This window comes from Actinomadura sp. 9N407 (genome assembly GCF_044326315.1).
GTDB lineage: Bacteria > Actinomycetota > Actinomycetes > Streptosporangiales > Streptosporangiaceae > Spirillospora.
Genome location: NZ_JBIRAW010000025.1, coordinates 42,632 through 64,789, shown reverse-complemented (window position 1 = coordinate 64,789; position 22,158 = coordinate 42,632). Strand labels below are relative to the sequence as shown.

The 22,158-nt window shown below is 72.1% G+C and carries 19 protein-coding genes; 7 read left to right on the top strand and 12 right to left on the bottom strand.

Features of this window, described 5'->3' with window-relative positions; translation table 11 throughout:
• The first annotated feature begins 13 nt into the window (after positions 1–13).
• Positions 14–1,516, top strand: coding sequence for an aldehyde dehydrogenase (locus ACH34Q_RS32035; protein ID WP_395986852.1), 1,503 nt, complete (start codon positions 14–16; stop codon positions 1,514–1,516).
• Positions 1,513–2,202, top strand: a complete 690-nt coding sequence (locus ACH34Q_RS32030) for a gamma-glutamyl-gamma-aminobutyrate hydrolase family protein (RefSeq protein WP_395986851.1) — start codon at positions 1,513–1,515, stop codon at positions 2,200–2,202. The genes ACH34Q_RS32035 and ACH34Q_RS32030 overlap by 4 nt, the downstream gene beginning before the upstream one ends.
• 9 nt (positions 2,203–2,211) lie before the next feature.
• Here ACH34Q_RS32030 and ACH34Q_RS32025 read toward each other — a convergent pair whose 3' ends face one another.
• Together ACH34Q_RS32025 and ACH34Q_RS32020 are read right to left on the bottom strand one after the other, a co-directional pair.
• The gene (locus ACH34Q_RS32025) at positions 2,212–3,708 is read right to left on the bottom strand and encodes a carboxyl transferase domain-containing protein (RefSeq protein ID WP_395986850.1); all 1,497 of its coding nucleotides are present in this window, start codon (positions 3,706–3,708) and stop codon (positions 2,212–2,214) included.
• 142 nt (positions 3,709–3,850) lie between these two features.
• Entirely contained in the window at positions 3,851–4,891 is a 1,041-nt protein-coding gene (locus tag ACH34Q_RS32020) for a sensor histidine kinase (RefSeq protein WP_395986849.1), read from the bottom strand.
• 431 nt (positions 4,892–5,322) lie between these two features.
• On the opposite strand from ACH34Q_RS32020, the gene ACH34Q_RS32015 reads away from it, so the two are divergent.
• Positions 5,323–6,606 (top strand): serine/threonine-protein kinase, encoded by a 1,284-nt coding sequence (locus tag ACH34Q_RS32015; protein ID WP_395986848.1) that lies wholly within the window; start codon positions 5,323–5,325, stop codon positions 6,604–6,606.
• An 88-nt stretch (positions 6,607–6,694) separates the two neighbouring features.
• Here ACH34Q_RS32015 and ACH34Q_RS32010 read toward each other — a convergent pair whose 3' ends face one another.
• A complete protein-coding gene (locus tag ACH34Q_RS32010; protein WP_395986847.1) occupies positions 6,695–7,810 on the bottom strand; it encodes a PP2C family protein-serine/threonine phosphatase in 1,116 nt (371 codons plus the stop codon).
• Between the two features lie 206 nt (positions 7,811–8,016).
• Between ACH34Q_RS32010 and ACH34Q_RS32005 the strand changes: the two genes are divergently transcribed.
• The gene (locus ACH34Q_RS32005; RefSeq protein ID WP_395986846.1) at positions 8,017–8,229 is read left to right on the top strand and encodes a hypothetical protein; all 213 of its coding nucleotides are present in this window, start codon (positions 8,017–8,019) and stop codon (positions 8,227–8,229) included.
• A 42-nt stretch (positions 8,230–8,271) separates the two neighbouring features.
• Here the strand turns inward: ACH34Q_RS32005 and ACH34Q_RS32000 are convergent, their stop codons facing one another.
• The 7 genes from ACH34Q_RS32000 to ACH34Q_RS31970 all read right to left on the bottom strand — a co-directional run bounded on the left by ACH34Q_RS32000 (position 8,272) and on the right by ACH34Q_RS31970 (position 13,085).
• Complete coding sequence (locus ACH34Q_RS32000; RefSeq protein ID WP_395986845.1) at positions 8,272–8,736, bottom strand: ribose-5-phosphate isomerase; 465 nt, start codon at positions 8,734–8,736, stop codon at positions 8,272–8,274.
• Between the two features lie 49 nt (positions 8,737–8,785).
• Positions 8,786–9,733 carry an ATP-binding protein gene (locus ACH34Q_RS31995; RefSeq protein ID WP_395986844.1) on the bottom strand — a complete coding sequence of 316 codons (948 nt, stop codon included), beginning with the start codon at positions 9,731–9,733 and terminating at the stop codon, positions 8,786–8,788.
• A gap of 95 nt (positions 9,734–9,828) precedes the next feature.
• Complete coding sequence (locus ACH34Q_RS31990; RefSeq protein ID WP_395986843.1) at positions 9,829–10,587, bottom strand: energy-coupling factor ABC transporter ATP-binding protein; 759 nt, start codon at positions 10,585–10,587, stop codon at positions 9,829–9,831.
• A complete protein-coding gene (gene cbiQ, locus ACH34Q_RS31985) occupies positions 10,584–11,348 on the bottom strand; it encodes a cobalt ECF transporter T component CbiQ (protein WP_395986842.1) in 765 nt (254 codons plus the stop codon). The genes ACH34Q_RS31990 and cbiQ overlap by 4 nt, the downstream gene beginning before the upstream one ends.
• Positions 11,348–11,650: a PDGLE domain-containing protein gene (locus ACH34Q_RS31980; protein ID WP_395986841.1), complete on the bottom strand. Its 303-nt coding sequence runs from the start codon at positions 11,648–11,650 to the stop codon at positions 11,348–11,350. Before ACH34Q_RS31980 ends, cbiQ begins: the two co-directional genes overlap by 1 nt.
• Entirely contained in the window at positions 11,647–12,336 is a 690-nt protein-coding gene (locus tag ACH34Q_RS31975; RefSeq protein WP_395986840.1) for an energy-coupling factor ABC transporter permease, read from the bottom strand. The genes ACH34Q_RS31980 and ACH34Q_RS31975 overlap by 4 nt, the downstream gene beginning before the upstream one ends.
• Before the next feature lie 131 nt (positions 12,337–12,467).
• A complete protein-coding gene (locus tag ACH34Q_RS31970) occupies positions 12,468–13,085 on the bottom strand; it encodes a DsbA family protein (protein ID WP_395986839.1) in 618 nt (205 codons plus the stop codon).
• A gap of 271 nt (positions 13,086–13,356) precedes the next feature.
• Here ACH34Q_RS31970 and pepN point away from each other — a divergent pair, with 271 nt between their 5' ends.
• Both pepN and ACH34Q_RS31960 read left to right on the top strand, forming a co-directional pair.
• Positions 13,357–15,996: an aminopeptidase N gene (pepN, locus tag ACH34Q_RS31965; RefSeq protein WP_395986838.1), complete on the top strand. Its 2,640-nt coding sequence runs from the start codon at positions 13,357–13,359 to the stop codon at positions 15,994–15,996.
• A 76-nt stretch (positions 15,997–16,072) separates the two neighbouring features.
• The gene (locus tag ACH34Q_RS31960; RefSeq protein ID WP_395986837.1) at positions 16,073–17,068 is read left to right on the top strand and encodes a hypothetical protein; all 996 of its coding nucleotides are present in this window, start codon (positions 16,073–16,075) and stop codon (positions 17,066–17,068) included.
• 22 nt (positions 17,069–17,090) lie between these two features.
• Here ACH34Q_RS31960 and malQ read toward each other — a convergent pair whose 3' ends face one another.
• Positions 17,091–19,196 carry a 4-alpha-glucanotransferase gene (gene malQ / locus ACH34Q_RS31955; protein WP_395986836.1) on the bottom strand — a complete coding sequence of 702 codons (2,106 nt, stop codon included), beginning with the start codon at positions 19,194–19,196 and terminating at the stop codon, positions 17,091–17,093.
• Between the two features lie 107 nt (positions 19,197–19,303).
• Positions 19,304–20,728 carry an amidase gene (locus tag ACH34Q_RS31950; RefSeq protein ID WP_395986835.1) on the bottom strand — a complete coding sequence of 475 codons (1,425 nt, stop codon included), beginning with the start codon at positions 20,726–20,728 and terminating at the stop codon, positions 19,304–19,306.
• Positions 20,729–20,954: 226 nt separating this feature from the next.
• Between ACH34Q_RS31950 and ACH34Q_RS31945 the strand changes: the two genes are divergently transcribed.
• A complete protein-coding gene (locus ACH34Q_RS31945) occupies positions 20,955–21,842 on the top strand; it encodes a nuclease-related domain-containing protein (RefSeq protein WP_395986834.1) in 888 nt (295 codons plus the stop codon).
• The last annotated feature ends 316 nt before the right edge of the window (positions 21,843–22,158 follow it).

The following is a 22,158-nucleotide window of genomic DNA, read 5'->3' as shown; positions in this document are numbered from 1 at the left end:
GAGGAGTCCCCCCTTGACCGGCGTACCGTACGAGGAATGGCGCGGCCGGGCGGACCGGCTCGCCCCGTACACCGACCATCACATCGACGGCACCTTTTCTCCGAGCACCGGCTCACCCAGCACCGGCTCGCCGGGCGAGATGACGATGCCCGTCGTGTCCCCGCGTGACGGCCGGACGATCGCGCACGTCGCCGCCGCCGGCGCGGCCGACGTCGATCGGGCGGTGGGCGCCGCGCGGCGCGCGTTCGACGACGGCCCATGGCCACGGCTCGCGCCCGCCGAGCGCAAGGCCGCGCTGCTCCGCTGGGCCGATCTGGTGGAACGTGACAGGGAAGAGCTGGCGCTGCTGATCAGCCTGGAGATGGGCAAGCCGATCTCCGAGGCCGACGGCATCGAGCTGCGGGCCGTGATCGGCTGCCTGCGCTGGTACGCCGAGGTGGCCGACAAGCAGCTGGACGAGTCGCCCCAGACCGGCGAGGGCTCGCTCGCCCTCGTCACGCGCGAGCCCACGGGCGTCGTCGCGGCGGTCGTCCCGTGGAACTTCCCGCTCACGATGGCCGCCTGGAAGATCGCCCCGGCCCTCGCCGCGGGCTGCACGGTCGTCCTGAAGCCCGCCGAGGAGTCGCCGCTGTCGGCGCTGCACCTGGCCGCCCTGGCGGCCGAGGCGGGGCTGCCGCCCGGCGCGTTCAACGTCGTCAACGGGGCCGGCGAGATCGCCGGGCGCGCGCTGGGCGAGCATCCCGGCGTGGACGTCGTCGCGTTCACCGGCTCCGCCGAGGTCGGACGGCATTTCCTGCGCTACGCGGCCGACTCCAACCTCAAGCGCGTCTGGCTGGAACTGGGCGGCAAGTCGCCCAACATCATCCTGCCGGACGCGCCCGATCTCGACGCCGCCGCCGACACGGCCGCCTGGGGCATCTTCTTCAACGCCGGGGAGATGTGCACGGCCCCGTCCCGGCTGCTGGTGCACCGCTCGGTCGCCGACCGGGTCCTGGAGCGGATCATCGCGCGCGCCGGAACGCTCAGGGTCGGCGACCCGCTCGACCCGTCCACCGAGATGGGCCCGCTGGTCTCCGCCCGGCACCACAAGCGGGTGCTGTCGTACGTGGCGGCCGGTCATGACGACGGCGCCCGCCTCCGCACGGGCGGCCCCGGCGACGGCCTCTTCCTGCAGCCCACGGTGTTCGACCAGGTCAAGCCGGGGATGCGGATCGCCCGCGAGGAGATCTTCGGTCCGGTCCTGGCGGTCCTGGAGTTCGACGACGCCGACGAGGCCGTCCGGCTGGCCAATGACACCGACTACGGCCTCGCCGCCGCCGTGTGGACGTCCGACCTGTCCTCGGCGCACCGGATCTCGCGTTCCCTCAAGGCCGGGACCGTCTGGGTCAACTGCTACGAGGAGGGCGACATGAGCGTCCCGTTCGGCGGGATGAAGCAGTCCGGGCACGGCCGCGACAAGTCGCTGCACGCCCTCGGCAAGTACACCGACCTGAAGACCACGTGGATCACGCTGTGAGGCCGCTGATCGCGGTGCCCGCCCGCTTCTCCGCGAACGCGTCCGCGCTCCGCTACGCCGCCGAGGTCGCCGCCCGCGCACTGGTCGAGGCGGTGTGGCGGGGCGGCGGCGAGCCGTTCATCATGCACCCCGCCGACCCGGCCGACGTCGCCGCACGCCTCGCCCGCTGCGACGGCGTCCTGCTGCCGGGCGGCGGCGACCTGCACCCCCGCCACTACGGCGCGGGCGACGAGCACGAAGCGCTGTACGACATGGACGACGAGCAGGACGCGTTCGATCTGGCGGTGGCCCGGGAGTCGCTGTCGGCCGGGATCCCGCTCCTCGCCGTCTGCCGGGGCCTGCAGATCGTGAACGTGGTGCGCGGCGGAACGCTCCGCCAGCACATGGACGCCGAGCACCGCCATCTCGTCCATCCGGTCACGATCGTTCCGGGCACCCTGCTCGCCAAGATCGTGGACGCGGGCGAGACCGCCGCGTCCTGCTACCACCACCAGGACATCGACGTCCTGGGCGCGGGCCTCACCGCCACCGCCCACGGCGCCGACGGGACGATCGAGGGCGTCGAGCTCACCGGGGACGCGGGCTGGTTCGTCGGTGTCCAGTGGCATCCCGAGGACACGGCCGCAACCGACGCCGCCCAGCAGGAGATCTTCAGTGCCCTCGTGACCGCCGCGCGTCAGCGGTAACGCCGGGCGTTAGCGGTAGCGCTGAGCGCGGGCGGCGAGCCGTTCCGCCTGGCCGAGCCCCACCAGGGCGTCCAGCGAACGCTCGATCGCCCCAGCCGCCCGGCGGCAGAACTCCACGGGCTCCCCGGCCGCGTCGGGACGCTCGCCGACCACCTCGTCGACGATCCCGTTCCGCAGCAGGTCCCCCGACCGCACGCCCTGCGCCTCGGCCATCTCCGCCGCCCGTTCGACCGTACGGTGCACGATCACCGACGCGCCCTCGGGCGGCAGCGGGGCCAGCCAGCCGTGCCGTGCCGCCAGCACCCGGTCGGCGGGCAGCAGGGCCAGCGCCGCACCGCCCGTCCCCTCCCCCATCAGCAGGCACAGCGTCGGCGCGGACAGCGTGAGCAGATCGGCCAGGCAGCGGGCGATCTCCCCGGCCAGCCCGCCCTCCTCCGCCTCGGCCGACAGCACCGCGCCCGGCGTGTCCACCACCGTGACCAGCGGCGATCCCAGCTCGGCCGCCAGGCTCATCCCCCGCCGCGCCACCCGCAGCCCGGCCGGCCCGAGCAGCTGCCCCTCCCGCTGGCTGCGGCGGTCCTGGCCGACCACGACGCACGGCCGCTCGCCGAACCGCGCCAGTGCCAGCAGCAGCCCCGGATCGGCCTCGCCCTGCTGCGTCCCCGACATCGGCGTGACCGCGCGCGCCCCGTACCGCAGCAGTTCCCGCACGCCGGGCCGCTCAGGACTCCGTGACCGGACGATCGAGTCCCATGCCGAGCCTTCCTCATGCTCCGGTTCCGGGACGGCCGGACGCCGCCGTTCCACGGGCGGCAGGGGAGCCACGGCGGGCGGACTGCCCGTACAGAGGACGTCCAGGGCCCTGGCGGCGATCTCGCTCAGATCGTCGATCCCGACCACGGCGTCCACGAGCCCCTTGTCGAACAGGTTCTCTGCCACCTGGACGCCTTCGGGAAACGGCTTCCCGTACAGGCCCTCATAGACCCGAGGCCCCAGGAACCCGATCAGCGCCCCCGGCTCGGCCGCCGTCACATGCCCGAGCGACCCCCACGACGCGAAGACCCCGCCGGTGGTGGGATGCCGCAGGTAGACCAGGTAGGGCAGCCCGGCCGCACGATGCCGGGTCACCGCCGCGGTGATCCGCGCCATCTGCGCGAACGCGAGCGTCCCCTCCTGCATCCGCGTACCTCCCGACGACGGCGCCGCCACCAGCGGCAGTCCCTCGGCGGTGGCGCGCTCGACCGCCGCCACGATCCGGTCAGCGGTCGCCAGCCCGATGGACCCCGCCAGGAACCGGAACTCCGACACGACATAGGCCACCCGCCGCCCGCGCAGCAGGCCCTCGCCGGTGACCACCGCCTCGTCGCACCCGCTGCGCTCGCGGGCCGCGGCCAGCTCCGCCTCGTACACCGACCCCGCCTCGGCGACCTGCCGCGGCGGAACGTCCCAGGACGCGCGGCCGCCCTCGTCCAAAACCCGCCGCAGAACCTCTTCAGCTCCCACCATTCCCACCTCCGCCTAGCGCCCCCCACGGTGACGGCGGGGGGGGTGGGCGGGGTTGGGGGGGGGGGGGGGGGTGGTCGCCTGTTTTGCAGGGCGGGAGGGGCGAACACGCCACGAGTCAACGGAGTGAGACGAGCCGATGATCTCAGGCGAGGGGGAGGCGGAGGACGAGGCGGGCGCCGCCGCCGCGCCCGCCCTGGGGGTCGGCGTCGGCGTCGCCGACGATGAGGTTGCCGCCGTGGGCGATGGCGATGTCACGGGAGATGGGCAGGCCCAGGCCGGTACCGCCGGCGTCGCAGCGGCGGCCCTCGGCCAGGCGCTGGAAGCGCTGGAAGACCCGCTCACGCTCCTCGGGCGGGATGCCCGGGCCGTCGTCGGCCACCATCAGCAGGGCGTTCCGGCCGTCGGTGCCGACGGCGACGCGGACCCAGGTCGCGGCGTGCCGGTCGGCGTTGTCGAGCAGGTTGGTGAGCAGCCGGATCAGATGGATGCGGACCCCGGACACCACCACGCCCTCGTCGGTCTCCAGCTCGATCGGGATCCGGCCGGAACGGCGGGCGGTCTCGGCGGCGACCAGCTCGCCGAGATCGATCGGCTCGCGGTCGCCGAGCACGCCCGCCTCCAGCTTCCCCATGGTCAGCAGGTCCCCGATGATCCGCTGCAGGCGGTCGGCGTCGGTCAGGGCGGCGCGGGCCACCTGGGGCCAGTCCTCGTCCTCGGGGTGCTCCAGGGCGAGTTCCAGCTGGACGCGCAGGCCGGTCAGCGGGCTGCGGAGCTCGTGCGAGGCGTCGGCGACGAAGGCGCGCTGGCGCTCGTTCAGGCGTTCCAGGCGGCGCAGCGTCACGTTCACCGAACGGGCCAGGTCGGCCACCTCGTCATGGCGGCCGGGGACGGTCACCCGGCGGAACGCGCGCTCCTCGCTGATCCGTTCCAGTTCGGCGGTCATCGTCCGGACGGGACGCAGCGCGCGGTCGACCGCGTGCCAGACGACCCAGGCCACCAGGGACAGGGCGAGGACGAAGCACACCAGCGAGATGGGCAGGTGCTCGTCGCGGAAGTAGCTCGCGGGGGCCGACACGTAGTAGAGGAGCATGCCGAGGGCCAGCAGCACACCGACCACGGTGGTCGCGGTCGTCGTCACCCTGGCCCGCACCGACCGATGCCGGTGCAGTACCGGATCCGGCATCCCGGCCCACCCTCCCGTCCCTGGTCCGGCGCGTCACCGCGCGTCCAACGCCTGGGGGGCAGCGGAATGGAATTCGACTACCTTCGCTAGAACTGGTTGTAACCCTGTCATTGCCCTGCGAAACACTCCGCTGATCAGCGGCATCCGGGCACGCCGATGTCCGCGCGGAACGGTGCCTCCCACCCCTGGGGTCCCGACCGCGCGGACATCGCCTTCGGTGCCGCCGACCGCGGGCCCCGCGCGCCGAGGAGGATCCACCGGGGCCGGACGGTCGCCGAACTGGAGATAACTCTGCCCTGTCCTCATGGCATCGGAGCAACATCGACGTGACGAACACGTTTCCTGCGAAGCGTGTTCATACGGCACCATACTGTTGCCATGATCGGGGACATCTAAGGACCGACGCGACGAAAGGGGACGAGGGGTCAAGCATGGACGGGCACGCCACCGATTCCACGGCCGACCACGTACATCCCCTGGAGGCCGGCGATCCGCCGATGGTCGGCGGCTACCCACTGATCGGCCGGATCGGCGCGGGCGGGATGGGAACGGTCTACCTCGCCCGCGAGCCGGGCTCCGACGGCCGGGTCGCGGTGAAGACCATCCATCCGCATCTGGCCGCCGACGCCGCGTTCCGGCAGCGGTTCCGGGACGAGGCCGATCTCGCGGGCCGGGTCGCCTCGTTCTGTACGGCCCGGGTGGTCGCGCACGGCGAGGAGGACGGCCGCCCGTACATCGTCAGCGAGTACGTGGGCGGGATGTCGCTGCAGCACCGGATCAGCTCCGGCGGGCCGCTGCCGGGCGCGGACGTGCACGGTGTCGCGGTGAGCGTGATCTCGGCGCTGGCCGCGATCCACTCCGCCGGGCTGGTGCACCGCGATCTCAAGCCCGCCAACGTGATGCTCACCTTGTCCGGCTGCCGCGTGATCGACTTCGGGATCGCCCGCGCGCTGGACGCCACGAGCACGCTCGCCTGCACCGGTACGGTCCTCGGCACGCCCGGCTGGATGGCCCCCGAGGTACTCAGGGGCGGGACCGCCACGCCGGCGGCCGACATCTTCGCCTGGGGCTGCCTGATCGCGCACGCGGCCACCGGGCGGCTGCCGTTCGGTGACGGGCAGGCGACAGCGGTCGCGGTACGCGTGATGCGCGCCGAGCCCGACCTGTCGGGCCTGCCGTCCTCGCTGCTCCCGGCCGTACGGTCCGCCCTGTCCAAGGACCCCGGCAGGCGCCCGTCCGCGCCGAACCTGCTGCTCGGGCTCGTCGGGCAGTCCGGGACCCAGTACGGGCCGTCCCCGCGCCGGAACGGGTTCACCCGGAAGAACGGGGCCGCTGCCGCCGCCCGGGTCCCTCGGCCGCGCCCGGCGTCCGATGATGACGGAGGGCCCGACACCGCGGCGTTCACCGTGATCACGCATGTCGGTGCGCGCTCGACCACGCGCACGCGGCTGCTGGCAGCGGTGGGAGCGGCCGCGGCCACGGTACTGGCCGGCGGGCTGCTCCTCGGGCTGAGCGGCAAGGACCGCGAGGCCTCCCCCGTACGGCAGGCCACGGCGCCGCCGTCCGCCCCGGCGGCCGTACCGTCGAAGTCACCGGTACGACGCGCGGTCCCGGCCCAGCCACGCCCGCCCAAGCGGATCCCGGCCCAGAAGCAGCAGAAGCAGGACCAGAAGGGCAAGAACAAGGGGAAGGGCAAGAGCGGGAAGCGCGGCTGAGCCCGGTGGTCAGTTAGCCCGGGGTCAGGGAACTCGGTGGTCAGGGAGCCCGGTGGTCAGGAACCTCGGCGGTCAGGGAGCCCGGTGGTCAGGTGCGCCAGATGAGGATCAGGGCGCAGTCGTCGTCGCGGGTGGCGGCCATCGTCTGGACCAGTTCCTTGGCGCCCTTGCGGAATCCCTCGGGGACGAGCCGCTCGGCCTCGCCCAGCAGCCGGTCGATCCCCGCGTCCAGATCGCGGCCGGGCGACTCCACCAGGCCGTCGGTGTAGAGCAGGAGCGCGTCGCCGGGACGCAGCTGGCCGTGCTCGGGAACGCAGCGCAGGTCGGGCACCACGCCCAGCACCACGCCCTTGGCGGGACTGACCTGCCACGTACCGCTGCCCGCGTCGAACTGGACGGCCGGCGGGTGGCCCGCCGACTCGACGGTGTACTCGCCCGTGGACAGGTCGAGCACCAGGTGGACGGCCGTCACGAAGCCCTCGTCCCAGCGCTGGCGCTGCAGGTAGACGTTGGCGGCGGGCAGGAACTGCTCGGACTGGAGCGATCCAAGGAGCCCGCCGAAGGCTCCCGAGAGCATCAGGGCCCGGGTCCCGGCGTCGGTGCCCTTGCCGGAGACGTCGACCAGCGCCACCTCCAGGATGTCGCCGTCGCGGACGGAGACGACGAAGTCGCCGCCGAACGACGAGCCGCCCGCCTGGAGCAGCACGATCTGGGAGTCCCAGCCGTCCGGCAGTTCGGGCATCTCGCCCTGGCGGCGCAGCCGGTCGCGCAGCTCCAGCAGCATCGAGTCGCCGCGCAGGCCCTGGACGCCGAGCTGCTGGCGGGTCCTGGCCAGGGTCAGCGCCAGCACCGCGGTGATCACCAGGGTGGCGATCAGGCCGGGACCGACCTCGCGCGGATCGTGCCAGTTGTTGTAGCCGACCATGATCACGACCACGACGAGCAGCGCCAGCAGGGCGCGCACCTTCAGCAGCAGCCCGCCGCCGAGCACGGTCAGCACCAGGGCGCTCGGCGGGGCCCAGGCCCGCGACACGGTGGCACCGACGCCGAGGACGACCGTCAGCAGCACCAGCCCCACGAACATGTTGCGCTCGCGGGTGAGCTTGCCCATCCGGAGCCACCGGTAGAACCGCACGAGCAGGGGAACCCGGCGCAGGAGCGCGCGGATTCGCGGCGGGAGGAAGTGGACCAGACGTTGCAGCATGACTCCGGCACTGTATCGAGCATCCGCCCCGCCCGGCGCGCATCCGCGCCACCGATCACCGGTTGCAACGGTCCAGTCCCGGAACGCGTCTCCGGCGTCGCCCCGGGAGGGGAGACGATCACGTTCCGTGGCCGGCCCCGCCGGGGTTTCCCGGCGGCCGTAAAGGGCGAGAATCGTAGAAATGTCGAGGTGAGGGAGGCGGCGCCATGGGCGGTCGGCCGGGCATGCGGATCACACCGGACGCGGCGATGCGGGCACGCGAGGTGTCACGGCCGCGCCCGGACGGCGAGGAACCCCCGCCGCCCAGGCCCGCCACCGCGCCAGGACCCGAGGCCGAGCCGGGCAAGCGCAGCAAGGCCGCCAAGAACGAGCGCCGCAGGCTGGACAAGCGCGGCCCCCACAAGCCCGGCCCTCAATAGACCGGCCCTCAGTGGATCGGCCCTCAGTGGATCGGCAGGGCGCTACGGCGCCGGGATCTCGCCGGTGTCCTCGTAGCCGCCCAGCATCTCGATGCGGCGGGTGTGCCGCGGCTCCTGGGAGTACGGCGTCTCCAGGAACAGCCGCACGAACCCGGTCGCGGTGTCGGCGTCGTGCTGGCGCGCCCCGAGGCTGATGATGTTGGCGTCGTTGTGCTCGCGGGCGAGCCTGGCGGTGTCCTCGTTCCAGACCAGGGCGGCCCTGGCCCCCTTGACCTTGTTGGCCGCGATGGCCTCGCCGTTGCCCGAGCCGCCGATGACGATGCCCAGGGTGCCGGGCTCGGCGACGGTACGCTCGGCCGCCGCCAGCACGAACGGCGGGTAGTCGTCGACGGCGTCGTACTCGAAGGCCCCGCAGTCGACCGGCTCGTGGCCGCCGGCCTTCAACCAGGCGAGCAGGTGCTCCTTCAGCTCGAAACCGGCATGGTCGCATCCAAGAAACACGCGCATGCGCCGATTGTTCCAGGTGTTCCGGGCCGCCCCGGCGCCGGGGCCGGGCTCAGCCCGCGACCGGGACGGGGAAGCGGAAACCGTGGTCGACCTGGGCCTCCAGGTCCTCCCCCACGGCCCTGCTGGCCCAGCTCCGCGCGTTCTTGACGTGGAACTCCACGCCCTGCCGCCGGAACCTGTCCCAGTCGCGCTCGCGGGCGTCGACGGCGGCCAGCATCCGGTCCAGCGCGGCCTCGTTGGACCCCTCCAGGGCGACGTGCCCGCGCCCCTGATCCATGGCCCGTACGGCGGCGGACTGGCCCAGCCAGGTCAGCAGGTCGCCGCCGACGTGCTCGCGGAGGTACGCCACGTCCTCCTCGCCTTGGACCTTGTTGCCCACGACGGTGATCGCGACGTCGTAGTCGCGGGCGTAGTCGGTGTACTGCCGGTAGACCCCGACACCCTTCCGGGTGGGCTCCGCCACCAGGAACATCAGGTCGAACCGCGTGAACAGCCCCGACGCGAACGTGTCGGCGCCCGCGGTCATGTCGACCACGACGTACTCGTCCGGGCCGTCGAGCAGATGGTTGAGGTAGAGCTCCACCGCACCGGTCTTGGAGTGGTAGCACGCCACGCCGAGGTCATCGTCGTTGAACGGGCCGGTGGCCAGCAGCGTCGCCCCGTCCACGTCCTGGCCGAGCGCGTGGATCGGGTCGTCGCCGCCGATCCGCAGCAGCCGCGACCCGGCGCCGGGCGGGGTGGTCTTGACCATCGCGGCGGCCGAGGAGATCCGCGGATTGTCGCCGCGCAGATGCTCCTTGATCTCCGGCAGCCGGTCGCCCAGCGCGGGGACCTTGGCCGCGCGCGCCTCGTCCAGCCCGAGCGCCACGCCCAGATGCTGGTTGATGTCGGCGTCGATGGCCACCACCGGCAGCCCCTGCGCGGCCAGATGCCGGACGAACAGCGACGACAGCGTCGTCTTGCCGCTGCCGCCCTTGCCGACGAACGCAACCTTCACGAAAGCCCCCGTTTCGGATATGAAAACCGTTGCCATTTCGGGGAACGAGTCTTCCCGACCACCGATGGCGAAGCAAGCGGAATCCCCGAAGAGGGTCAGACGCGCGGCGGGACGGCCGCCGGGTCGAATCCGAAGGGGAGTTCCAGGCGGTGGGCCGACAGGAGGTCGGGGTCGGCCAGGAGGTCCGGGGTCGGCGCGTCGGCGGCGATGACGCCGCCGGAGAGGATGAGCGAGCGCGGGCACAGCTGGGCCGCGTACGGCAGGTCGTGGGTGACCATCAGGACCGTCACGTCGAGGCCGAGCAGGATCTCGGCCAGCTCGCGGCGGCCGGCCGGGTCGAGGTTGGAGGACGGCTCGTCCAGGACGAGGATCTCCGGCTCCATCGCCAGGACGGTCGCCACCGCGACGCGGCGGCGCTGGCCGAAGCTGAGGTGCTGCGGGGGGCGGCCGGCGACGTCCAGCATGCCGACGGCTCGCAGCGCGCGTTCGACGCGGAGGTCCAGTTCCGGGCCGCGCAGGCCCAGGTTGGCGGGGCCGAACGCGACGTCCTCGCGGACGGTGGGCATGAAGAGCTGGTCGTCGGGGTCCTGGAAGACGATGCCGACCCGGCGGCGGATCTCGCGCAGGGCCTTCTTGTCCTTGGGGTCGACGAGCATGCCGCCCACGTGCACCGAGCCCAGGCCGCCGTGCAGGATGCCGTTGAGGTGCAGGACGAGGGTCGTCTTGCCCGCCCCGTTGGGGCCGAGCAGCGCCACGCGCTCTCCCCTGCCGATGGTGACGTCCACGCCGTACAGGGCCTGGGTGCCATCGGGGTACGCGTAGGCCAGGCCGTGTACTTCCAGGGACGGGGTCATGGGGACATCCAAGCGGCGACGGCGATCAGCGCGGCGGCCAGGGGCAGTGCCGAGGCGGCGGACCACTGGCGGGGCGAGGCGGTCACGTCGTACAGGACGGGCATGCGTCCTTCGTAGCCGCGGCTGACCATCGCCAGGTGCACGCGCTCTCCCCGTTCGTACGAGCGCAGGAAGAGGGCGCCGATGGAACGGGCCAGGACGCCGGCGTCGCGGAGGCCGCGCGCCTCGAAGCCGCGGGCAGCGCGGGCGGTCTTCATCCGGCGCATCTCGGCGGTGACGACGTCGCCGTACCGGAGCATGAACGCGGCGATCTGGGTGATGAGCTGCGGCATCCGCAGCCGCTCGATGCCGAGCAGCAGCAGGCGGGGCTCGGTGGAGGCGGCCAGGAGGACGGACGCGATCACGCCGAGGGTGCCCTTGGCCAGGATGTTCCAGGCGCCCCAGAGGCCGTTCTCGCTCAACTGGAGGCCGAGGAACTCCGTCCTGGGTCCGGTCGCGACGAACGGCATGAGCACGGCGAACGCCACGAACGGGATCTCGATCATCGTGCGGCGCAGGACGAGCCCGTACGGGATGCGGGCGACCGTGGCGACGGCGGCGAGCAGTACCGCGTACGCGGCGAAGGCCCAGAGCCGTTCGCGTGGTGTGGCCACCACGACGAGGACGAACGCCAAGTGGGCAACGAGCTTGCACTGGGGAGGCAGCCTGTGCACCGGTGAGGTGCCCGGGATGTAGAGCCGGTGCACATGGCCTGCGCCCATTAGGAATCCTGGGAGGACCGGCGCCGCAGAACCCAGAAGAGGCCGCCGCCTACGCCAAGGACGGCCACGACACCGATGACGCCGGACAGTCCGCCCGAGAGCCTCGCGTTGTCGACGCCCTTGAGTCCGTAGTCGCCCAGTGGTGAGTCCTTGAGCGCGTGGTCCTTCTCCTGGGCGTTGATGCCCTTGTCACCGGCGACCTTCTCCAGTCCGTCGGGATTGGAGCTGGCGTAGTAGCTGACAAGCCCGGCCAGGACGAGCGACACCAGGAGGGCCGCGGCGAAGAAGCGCTTGGTGGTCACACGGCCTCCTTGGTGCGGAGCCGCACCGGCTTGATGAGGCCGCGCGCCCCGTACACCAAGTCCGGCCGTACGGCCAGCACGCTCGAAACGGCCAGGCCGGTGATCAGGCCCTCGCCGATACCGATCAGCACGTGCACCCCGACCATCGCGGTGGCGACCGTCCCGATCGGTACGTCGGTAGTGCCGCCGACGGCGTAGATGAGCGTGAACGCCAGGGCCGAGGCCGGTACCGAGACCGCGGCGGCCACGAACGCCGCCCCGCTCGCGGCGGGCCGCGTCTTCGGCAGCACCCTCAGCAGCAGCCGGAACAGGCCGTACCCGACCGGAACGGTGACCAGCGCCATCAGCGTGACGTTGACGCCGAGCGCGGTGACCCCGCCGTCGGCGAACAGCAGCGACTGCATCAGCAGCACCACCGACACGCACAGGACGCCCGCGTACGGCCCGACCAGGATCGCCGCGAGCGCGCCGCCGAGCAGATGCCCGCTGGTGCCCGAGGCCACCGGGAAGTTGAGCATCTGCGCGGCGAACACGAAGGCGGCCGTCAGCCCGGCCAGCGGCGCGGTGCGGTCGTCCAGCTCGCGGCGGGCGCCGCGCAGCGAGACCGCCACGCCCGCGACGGCCACCGCACCCGCCGCGAGCGAGACCGGCGCGTCGATGAACCCATCCGGTACGTGCACGCTCATCACCATCCCTACTGGAATGCAGGCCCCTGCAGGGGTCTGGACCAGTTTGCGGCGCAGGGATGGCAATTGCAAGATTGTCGCAATAGCCTTACCGTCGCGAGAGGGTGGCGTCCCCTTCCGACGGCCGGCGGTCAGTCGAAGATCGGCTCCCTGTCCCGGGTGCGCTTGAGCTCGAAGAAGCCGTCCGTGCTCGCCACCGCCAGGACGCCGTCCCAGAGCTTGGCGGCGGCCTCGCCGCGCGGGATCGGCGTCACCACCGGGCCGAAGAACGCGCTGCCGGCCACCTCGATCACCGGCGTGCCGACCTCCTGGCCGACCCGGTCGATGCCGTCCTGGTGGGAGGCGCGCAGGGCCTCGTCGTACTCGGTGGAGTCGGCGGCCTCGGCGAGCGCCGGGTCCAGGCCGGCCGCCTCCAGGGCGGCGGTGTACGTGGCCTTCTCGTGAGGCGCCTGCTCGTGGTGGAAGCGGTTGCCCAGCTCGGTGTAGAGCCGGCCCAGCACCTCCGCGCCGTACTTCTGCTCGGCGGCGATGCAGACGCGCACCGCTCCCCAGGCGGTGTCCATCATCACGCGGTACTTCTCCGGGATGTCCTTGCCCTCGTTCAGGACGGACAGGCTCATCACATGCCAGCGCGGCTCGATGGGACGCAGCTTCGCCACCTCGTGCACCCAGCGCGAGGTGATCCAGGCCCACGGGCACAGCGGGTCGAACCAGAAGTCAACAGGGGTGCGCGATTCCTCGGACGACAAGGTCAGCCTCCTACGGGATATGAGCGGTACTTCACCAGCGGCAACCCGCGGAGGGGCGGCCCCATTCCCGGCCGCATTCCCGGTCCGGTCCCGGCCCGGTCCCGGGCGCCAGGACCGTACGGACGGGGCGGGAAACCGACAGAATCAGGTGGCCGCTCCCGGCCCCTTCACATCCGCAACACCGGAACCGATGGACGCGCCACCGCCCCGCGAACGGCGGGCCGGTTGGTAGACATGGAACAACAGCTTTCAGGACACCCAAGGAGTACATGTGGCAGGCAACCTCACGCGCGACGAGGCGCGGGAACGGGCCCGGCTGCTCACCGTCGACTCGTACACGGTGGAGCTCGACCTCACGACGGGTGAGGAACGGTTCGGTTCCACCACCGTGATCAGGTTCGGCAGCACCGAACCGGGCGCGTCGACCTTCGTGGACCTGCACGGTGCCGTCGTGCGCGAGGCCACGCTGAACGGGAGCGCGCTCGACCCCGCGACCTACGACGCCGAGAAGGGCCGCCTCCCGCTGCCCTCCCTGGCCGAGTCCAACGAACTGCGCGTCGTCGCCGACTGCACGTACTCCCGCTCGGGCGAGGGACTGCACCGGTTCGTGGACCCGGTCGACCAGAGCGTCTACCTGTACTCGCAGTTCGAGACGGCCGACGCGCACCGGATGTACACGTGCTTCGACCAGCCCGATCTCAAGGCCACGTTCGAGTTCGTGGTGACCGCGCCCGAGGACTGGCAGGTCGTCACGAACGAAGGGCCCGACAGCGCCCCCCGAGGGGGGACGACCCCCCACACCCCCCGAGGCGCCTCCGGCGCCGACTCGACCGAGAACGGGGTCTGGCGTTTCCCGCCGACGCCGCGCATCTCGACCTACATCACGGCGCTCATCGCCGGCCCGTACCACGTGGTCACCGACGAGTTCCGGCGGCCGGACGGCACCGTGATCCCGCTCGGCGTCTACTGCCGCGCGTCGCTGGCCGAGCATCTGGACGCCGACGCCATCGTGGACGTGACCCGGCAGGGCTTCACGTACTTCGAGGAGGTCTTCGACCGGCCGTACCCGTTCACCAAGTACGACCAGCTGTTCGTGCCGGAGTTCAACGCGGGCGCGATGGAGAACGCCGGGGCCGTCACGTTCCTGGAGGACTACGTCTTCCGGTCGCGGGTCACCGACGCCGCCTACGAGCGCCGCGCCGAGACGATCCTGCACGAGATGGCGCACATGTGGTTCGGCGACCTGGTCACCATGCGCTGGTGGGACGACCTGTGGCTGAACGAGTCGTTCGCCACGTACATGAGCGTGCTGTGCCAGGCCGAGGCCACCAAGTGGAAGGGCTCCTGGATCACGTTCGCCAACCTGATGAAGGGGTGGGCGTACCGGCAGGACCAGCTGCCCTCCACGCATCCGATCTCGGCGGACATCCCCGACATCCAGGCGGTGGAGGTCAACTTCGACGGGATCACCTACGCCAAGGGCGCCAGCGTGCTCAAGCAGCTGGTGGCGTACGTGGGCCGCGACAACTTCCTGGAGGGCGTGCGGCGCTACTTCCGGCGGCACGCCTGGGGCAACACCGTCCTGGCCGACCTGCTGGACGCGCTGGAGGAGACCTCCGGCCGCGATCTGGCGTCCTGGTCGAAGGAGTGGCTGGAGACGGCGGGCGTCAACACGCTGCGGCCCTCGTACGAGGTCAACGGCGACGGCGAGTTCACCTCGTTCACCGTGCTGCAGGAGGCCAAGGCCGACTACCCGACGCTGCGCTCGCACCGCGTCGCGATCGGCCTGTACGACCGCACCGCCGGCGGGCCAGAAGCAGTTGCCGGGGGGAGCGGGGGGTCGTCCCCCCGCAGCAAACTAGTCCGCCGGGAGCGGATCGAGCTGGACATCGTCGGTGCCCGTACCGAGGTCAAGGAGCTGATCGGCAAGAAGCGCCCCGACCTGGTGCTGGTGAACGACGACGACCTCACCTACGCCAAGATCCGGCTGGACGACCACTCGCAGCGGACGCTGATCTCCGGCATCGGGGACATCAAGGACGGGCTGCCGCGGGCGCTGTGCTGGTCGGCGGCCTGGGACATGACGCGGGACGCCGAGATGGCGACCCGCGACTACGTCAAGCTCGTCATCAGCGGCATCCGCGGCGTCACCGACATCTCGGTCGCCCAGACGCTGCTGCGGCAGACTCGGACCGCGATCCAGCAGTACGCCGACCCGGCCTGGCGCGCCGAGGGGCAGCGGCTGCTCGCCGACGCCCTGTACGAGCTGGCCACCGAGGCCGAGGCCGCCTCGGACTTCCAGCTCGCCTACGTCCAGGCGTTCGCGGGCTCGGCCACCACCGACCGGCACCTGAACGTGCTGGCCGGGATGCTGGACGGCTCGGAGGTCCCCGCCGGGCTCAAGGTCGACACCGAGCTGCGCTGGACGCTGCTGCGCCGCCTGGTGGTGACCGGGCGCGCCGCCGAGGCCGAGATCGACGCCGAACTGGAGCGCGACCCGACCGCAGCGGGCGAGCGGCACGCCGCGTCCTGCCGGGCCTCGATCCCGACCGCCGAGGCCAAGGCCGCCGCCTGGGAGGCGGTGACCGGCGGGAAGCTGCCGAACGCGGTGTTCCGGGCCACGATGGGCGGATTCGTGGAGCCCGACCAGGCCGAGCTGCTGGTCCCGTACGTGGACCGGTACTTCGCCGAGGTCGGCCGGATCTGGAAGGAGTGGAGCGGCGACATGTCCCAGACGTTCGCCGAGGTCGCCTACCCGTTCCTGGTCGTGGAGCAGTCCACGATCGACCGGACCGAGGCCTACATCGCCGAGCACGCGCCGCCGGCCGCGCTGGCCCGGCTGCTGTCGGAGGGCCGTGACGGGGTCGCCCGCGCGCTGCGGGCCCGCGCCAAGGACGCCGCCTCGGCCTGAGCCCCGCCTCGCCTCGCGGCCCGTGATCGCGCGCACAGTTGCGTGATCACGGGCCGTGAGGTGTCAGGCTGGGGAGGTGAAGACCGCACGGGACGTACTGACGGAGCTGGCACGCAGGCACGCGTTCGGGGACATCGAGGCCCTCGTGACCGGGGCCGCGGTCCTGGACGGCGGGACGACCCATGTGGCGGCGCTGTGCGCGTTCGGGCAGCGGGTCCTGGACCTGGACGCCGAGGACTTCGGGATGCCCGAGGAGGTCGGCGAGGTCCCCAAGGACCTGCTCGGGCGGGCCCTGTCCAGCCGGATGCCGCAGCGTCCCCGGGAGCATCCCCGCGGCGCCCTGGCGAGCCTGCGTCCCGCGTACGCGCTGCTCCTGGAGGTCATCGCGATCCGCTGGGAGCGGCGCGAGATGGCCGCGCTGGTCGCCGCCGTCCACATCGCCGCCGAGTACTCGGCCCTGCTGGCGTGGGAGCCGGTACTGGGCCACGCGGGCGATCCGGCCCGCCTGAAGGAGTCGGTCGCGGGCCCGGGCAGCCGTTTCGGCGTGGCCGTGGAGCCCGGCGAGGCGCGCAACTGCGACCACACCCGTCCTGAACGTTCCGCCTGCGACCGCGCGCTGCGCGTCGCCGCCGAGCCTCCGCCCGGGTGGCGCGCCTACCTGGACCGGCAGCACAGCCAGGTGGCGCAGGCCCTCGGCGACTGCGCGGCCCGCTGCCGCACGCCGTGCTCGGTGATGAACCGGCTGGACGGCGACGTCCGCGCCCGCCTGGTGGAGCGCTGCAAGCTCGCCGCCGAGTTCACCGACGGCGCCCTGGTCAAGCTCAGGCACGCGGCCCCGGTCGGCCACGGGTTCGGGGTCCCGTCCCCCGAGGAGGTCCAGAACGCCTGGGCACGGACCCGCTCGTCCCTCAAGCGGCACCCCCTGGCGGGCCCCATCCTGACCGCCACCGCCGACGACCCGTACCCGCTCCAGGGCCTCCCGGCGCTCTTCTCGGCGATCGCCGCCACCACCATCGCCCCCGACACCCTCCTGGACGAGGTCTCGATCCGCCTCACCGCGGCCCTGTCGTGAGCGGCGCCTACGTTCAGTGGGGTCAGGGGTGCGGGGAGATGAACGGGGCCAAGGCCTCGCGTAGCCGCGGGAGGTCGGGGAGGTCCTCCAGGAAAACGGGGTCGCCGTTGGCGTCTGCCAGCGGTACGCGCCAGTTCGGGTACTCGTCGGTGGTGCCCGGCTGGTTCTGAGTACGGCGCTCCCCCACGGCGTCCGCGAGGGAGATGCCCAGGAGCCGGGCGGGTGTACGGGCCAAGAGGGCGTGCAGGGCCGCCGTCACGTCGGCGTCGTGCGCGGTGCTCTCGTTCTGGATGGCTTGCAGGATCTCCTCTGGCGGCGTGGTGAGCATGCCTTCCTCGTACAGGACGCGGAGCCAGTCCGACAGCTGTTCCAGGTGCTCGGCCAACTCCTCCTCGGCCGGACGGGTGAGCAGGTTGAGCCGATCGCGCAGCTCCACATGGTCGCCGTGCAGGACCCCGGTGATGGGCGGCATGTCGTGGGTGCCGACGGTGGCCAGCGACGCCTCGCGCCAGACTTCCGGCTTGCGCGGCTCGCCGAGGGCGTCGCGTTCGAACCACAGGAGCGAGGTCCCTAGGACGCCCCTGTCCGCGAGGTCGTCCCGTACGTCCGGCTCCACGGTCCCCAGGTCCTCGCCCACCACCACCGCCCCGGCCTGGGACGCCTCCCACACGAGGGTGGACAGCATGGCCTCCCGGTCGTACGAGACGTAGGTGCCGTCAGCGGGCGAGCCACCCTCGGGTACCCACCAGAGCCGGGAGACCTGCATGGCGTGGTCGAGCCGCAGTCCGCCGCCATGGCGCAGCGCCGCGGCGAGCATGCCCCGGAACGGCAGGTACGCGGCTTCGGCCAGGCGTTCGGGGTGCCAGGGCGGCTGGCCCCAGTCCTGGCCGCGCTGGTTGAACTCGTCAGGGGGCGCGCCCACGCTCATGCCGGGCGCGAACATCGGCCGGTACATCCAGGCGTCGGCGCTACCCGGGTGCACGCCCACCGCGAGATCGTGCACGATGCCGATCGGCATGCCCGAGTCGCGGGCGACCTTCTGCGCCTGGGCGAGTTGCTCGTCGAGCTGCCACTGGAGCCAGGCGTGGAAGTCGACGCGGTCGGCCAGGCGCTTGGCGGCGTAGGCGACCGTGGGATTGTCCGCGTCGCGCAGCTCCGCCGGCCAGTGCCGCCAGTCCGCGCCGTGCTCCTCGCTGAGAGCGCTCCAGGTGGCGAAGGCCATCAGGGGCGCCCCCTCGCGGTGGCGGTACCACTCGAACGCGTCCTGCCGGCCGGCGCTGCGCGGAACGGCGTAGACGGCCTCCAGCGCTTCGCGCTTGGCCGCCCACACCGTGTCGCGGTCCAGGGTCTGGTGGGCCTGGGTCTTGGCGGAGAAGCGCTTGCGTTCCTTCGCCGGGAGCGCGCCGTACTCGGGCACGTCCTCGACCCGCAGATAGAGGGGGCTGGCGAAGCGGCGGCTCATGGGCGAGTACGGGGACGGGGTGATGGGGCTGACCGGCTCGGTCGCGTGGAGCGGGTTCACGAGGATGAACCCGGCCCCCAGGTCCTTGCCGCTCCACGCGGCCAGGTCGGCCAGGTCGTGCAGGTCCCCCATCCCCCAGGAGGCCTTCGAGCGTACGGAGTAGAGCTGCGTCGTGAGGCCCCACGCCCTGGACGGCGGTTCCAGCCGCTGCGGGGTGATGAGCAAGGGCGCGGTCACCTCACGCCACTGGCTGCGCACGCGTACACGTACCCGATGCCACCCCTCAGGGGTGCCGGCAGGCAGGTGGTACTGCTTCAGCAACCCCTCAGGTGTACGGACCGTCGTGCCGTGCAGCTCGACGCTTCCGCCCGTGGACATGTCCAGCCAGACCTCGTCCGCGCCACGCGTACCCCACGGGATCCGTACCGCACCCGGACGGCCCGCCCGCTGGAAGAGGATCGGAGGGAGCAGCCGTGTGCGCCGTTCCTCCTCCAGCCGGGCCAGCGTGTCCCGTACGGCGGTGGGCGTGGAGACGTCCGCGCCCAGAGCCGTGAGGACCGCCTTCAAGGTGTCGTCGGAGACCTCGGTGTCACGACCACGCCAGTCCTGGTAGCGCGTCGCGACGCGATGCGCTTGAGCCAGCCTGTTCAGTTCTGCATCCGCCACGCTCTGAACCTGCCCCTTAATCCGCAGCTCACTGCAAGCTCCCGTCCCCCTTACGCAATACCCCGGTACGCGGCCTTACGCTCCTGGCGGCTCGTTCCAGATCGGTGTCACTCGTTCCAGATGGGCGGCTTGCGGTCGCTCCAGGGGCGAGCCTCCTCCAGTTGCGCCGAGAGCGCGAGGAGGGTGCCCTCACCCCCGAGGCGGCCCGCGAGCATCACTCCGATGGGCAGGCCCTCGGCGTTCCAGTGCAGCGGCACGCTGACGGCGGGCTGTCCCGACACGTTGTACGGGGCGCAGAACGGGGTGAAGTGCTTCTGGCGCTCGAAGTTCTCCGCCGGCTCCTGGTCGTGGAAGTAGCCGATGGGAGCGGGAGGCTGGGCCAGCGTGGGGTGCAGGATCGCGTCGAACTCGTTCATCACCGGGAACGCGCTGCGCAGCGCCGCCTGCAGCATCGCGTGGGCGGCGAAGATCTGCGGAGCGGACGTGGCGTGCCCGCGCTCGCGCAGCCACCGGGTGAGCGGCTGGAGGAGGTGCTCCTGCGCCGGGTCCACGGGGGTGAGGGTGGCCATCACGCCCCAGAGCGTCTCGAAATGCGGGACGAGATCGGGGCCGAGGATCTGGGGCAGCTCGACGACCTCGTGGCCAAGCTCCTCCAGCAGGAGACTGGCTTCCTCGTACGCCGCGACGCAGTCCGGGTGGACCTCGGTGCCGGGGACGGCCGGTTCGCGGCTCCGAGCGATGCGGAGGCGGCCCGGCGGGCGCTCGGTGTGGGCGAGGAAGGATCCCTCCGCCGGAGGCGCCAGGTAGAGGTCTCCGGGCATCGGGCGGGCCATCACGTCCAGCAGCAGGGCCGCGTCCCGGACCGTACGGGCGATGGGGCCGTTGGTGGACAGGCCGAACAGGTCCGGGATGACCGGGCCCTGCGAGATCCGGCCGCGGGTCGGCTTGAGGCCGAAGAGCCCGCACGCGCTGCTCGGGATCCGGATCGAGCCGCCGCCGTCGCTGCCCTGGGCGACCGGGGCCAGCCCGGCGGCGACCGCCGCGGCCGCCCCGCCGCTGGAGCCGCCCGCCGAGCGGGACAGGTCCCAGGGTGTACGGGCGGGCGGCGCGACGCCACTTTCCGTATAACAGGGCAAGCCGAATTCGGGGGTCGCGGTCTTACCCGGGAGGACAGAACCCGCTTGCCTCAGCAGAAGGACGACGTTGTCGTCGGCGAACCCGGTCAGATCGGTGAAGACCACGGAACCAAAGGTCATCCGGGTACCGGTCACCATGTTCAAGTCCTTGACCGGCACCGGCACGCCGAGCAGCGGGGGCAGCGCGGCCGGCTCCGGCGCGTCCATGACCTGCTTCTCCGCCGCGAGCGCCTCCTCGCGCAGTCGCTCGCCGGTGACCGTCACATAGGCTCCGACCTGCGGATTCAGTCGTTCGATACGGGCCAGGAGGTGGTCGGCCACCTCGACGGGGGACAGTTCGCGGGCGCGGATCGCGGCGGCCAGCCGGGTAGCGCTGAGATCGTGGGTATGAGTCACAACGCGGAACGCTAGACGGCGGATGCCGCAGCATCAAAGATGGCAACGGCGACGAACCGCGAAAGAGGGGATGCGAACGGCCGTACCCGGCCAAGTCACCAACGAACCCCCTCGCGGCGGCGACAAAACTATTAACCCGGCATGGCTAGTCTCCGAACGCGGAAAATGATTACTCTGCGCTCGGAGGATCATGCTCACGATGCGAAAGGAACACGGAGCGTCACTCATGGCGATCATGGAGCGGGGCAACACCACCGGGGCGCGGGGGCAGCCTCAGGAAACCTCCACCGGCATGCCGCAGGGCGGGCCGCCTGGACGGGAGTCGTTCGACGAGCTGCTCAAGGACCCTCGGGTGCGCCGCTGGCTGTGGCGCGCCGGAGCGGCGGCCGCGCTGGGGCTGGCGGCCTCGGTCCTGGCCGGCGTGCGGATCGGGATCACCGTGGCGGTGGCGGCCGTCGTGGCCGACGTGGTCCGCCGGTCCCGCAAGGACTCGTGCGTCCCCGCGTGGCAGAAGTCCTCGGCCGCCGAGCGGCGCACCGAGAAGCAGCTGCGCTCGCTGGAGAAGGGCGGCTACCACGTCCTGCACGCGCGGGCCGTCCCGCGCGACGACGACGGCGTCAGCGACGGCCGGATCGACCACCTGGTCATCGGCCCGAGCGGCGTCTACGCCATCGACTCGGAGAAGTGGGACAAGCGGCTCCCGGTGCGGACGCTCTCGCACCGCAAGCTCTTCCACGGCCCGTTCAACAAGAAGGACCGGCTGGACGAGGCGCGCTGGGAGGCCGAGCAGGCCAGCAAGATCATCGCCGGCCGGGTCGGGTTCGAGGTACCGGTCCAGCCCTCGGTGGCGATCTACGGCCCGTCCATCCCGTGGAAGGTCATGCGGGTCCGGGACGTCGACGTCTACGCGGGCAACCGGGCACGCGGCTACCTGCGCCGCCGTCCCAAGGTCCTCACCGAGACCGACATCGTGCGCATCTACCAGGCCGCGCAGACGGCGCTGCCGCCCAAGTACCCCGACAGCACCGGGCAGCTCGGCTCCGGGGACGCGGAGACCGGCCGGCTCGACATGACCAAGTCCAAGAAGAAGATGTACGCCGACAACGAGAAGTAGGGCCGCTCAGGGGCGGCCCACATTCCCGGGCCGCCTGATCACGCACTGCCTGTGATCCAGCACTGCCGCTGATCATGAAGCGACCAGGCTCAACGACGAGCCCCCCGACGACCGGCCCCATCGGACCGGTACGAGAGGGGCACCCCGTCTCCGCAGCGAACGGGGTGCCACTCCACTCTCCGCGATCGCCTCGCGCGCCCCCCAGGGTCACTCCAGCCCCTCAGGCCAGCTCCTCAGGCCACAGACCGCCCTTCGCATCGGCCCCACCAGACTCAGCCACCAACGCCGGGACGCTCCTTACGCGCCCGGCGTTTCC

Bases quoted from the DNA above. Each gene is read 5' to 3' on its own strand.
- ACH34Q_RS32025 (WP_395986850.1), bottom strand. From the start codon at position 3,708: ATGGTGGGAGCTGAAGAGGTTCTGCGGCGGGTTTTGGACGAGGGCGGC.
- ACH34Q_RS32020 (WP_395986849.1), bottom strand. From the start codon at position 4,891: ATGCCGGATCCGGTACTGCACCGGCATCGGTCGGTGCGGGCCAGGGTG.
- ACH34Q_RS32015 (WP_395986848.1), top strand. From the start codon at position 5,323: ATGGACGGGCACGCCACCGATTCCACGGCCGACCACGTACATCCCCTG.
- ACH34Q_RS32010 (WP_395986847.1), bottom strand. From the start codon at position 7,810: ATGCTGCAACGTCTGGTCCACTTCCTCCCGCCGCGAATCCGCGCGCTC.
- ACH34Q_RS32005 (WP_395986846.1), top strand. From the start codon at position 8,017: ATGGGCGGTCGGCCGGGCATGCGGATCACACCGGACGCGGCGATGCGG.
- ACH34Q_RS32000 (WP_395986845.1), bottom strand. From the start codon at position 8,736: ATGCGCGTGTTTCTTGGATGCGACCATGCCGGTTTCGAGCTGAAGGAG.
- ACH34Q_RS31990 (WP_395986843.1), bottom strand. From the start codon at position 10,587: ATGACCCCGTCCCTGGAAGTACACGGCCTGGCCTACGCGTACCCCGAT.
- cbiQ (WP_395986842.1), bottom strand. From the start codon at position 11,348: ATGGGCGCAGGCCATGTGCACCGGCTCTACATCCCGGGCACCTCACCG.
- ACH34Q_RS31975 (WP_395986840.1), bottom strand. From the start codon at position 12,336: ATGAGCGTGCACGTACCGGATGGGTTCATCGACGCGCCGGTCTCGCTC.
- ACH34Q_RS31945 (WP_395986834.1), top strand. From the start codon at position 20,955: ATGGCGATCATGGAGCGGGGCAACACCACCGGGGCGCGGGGGCAGCCT.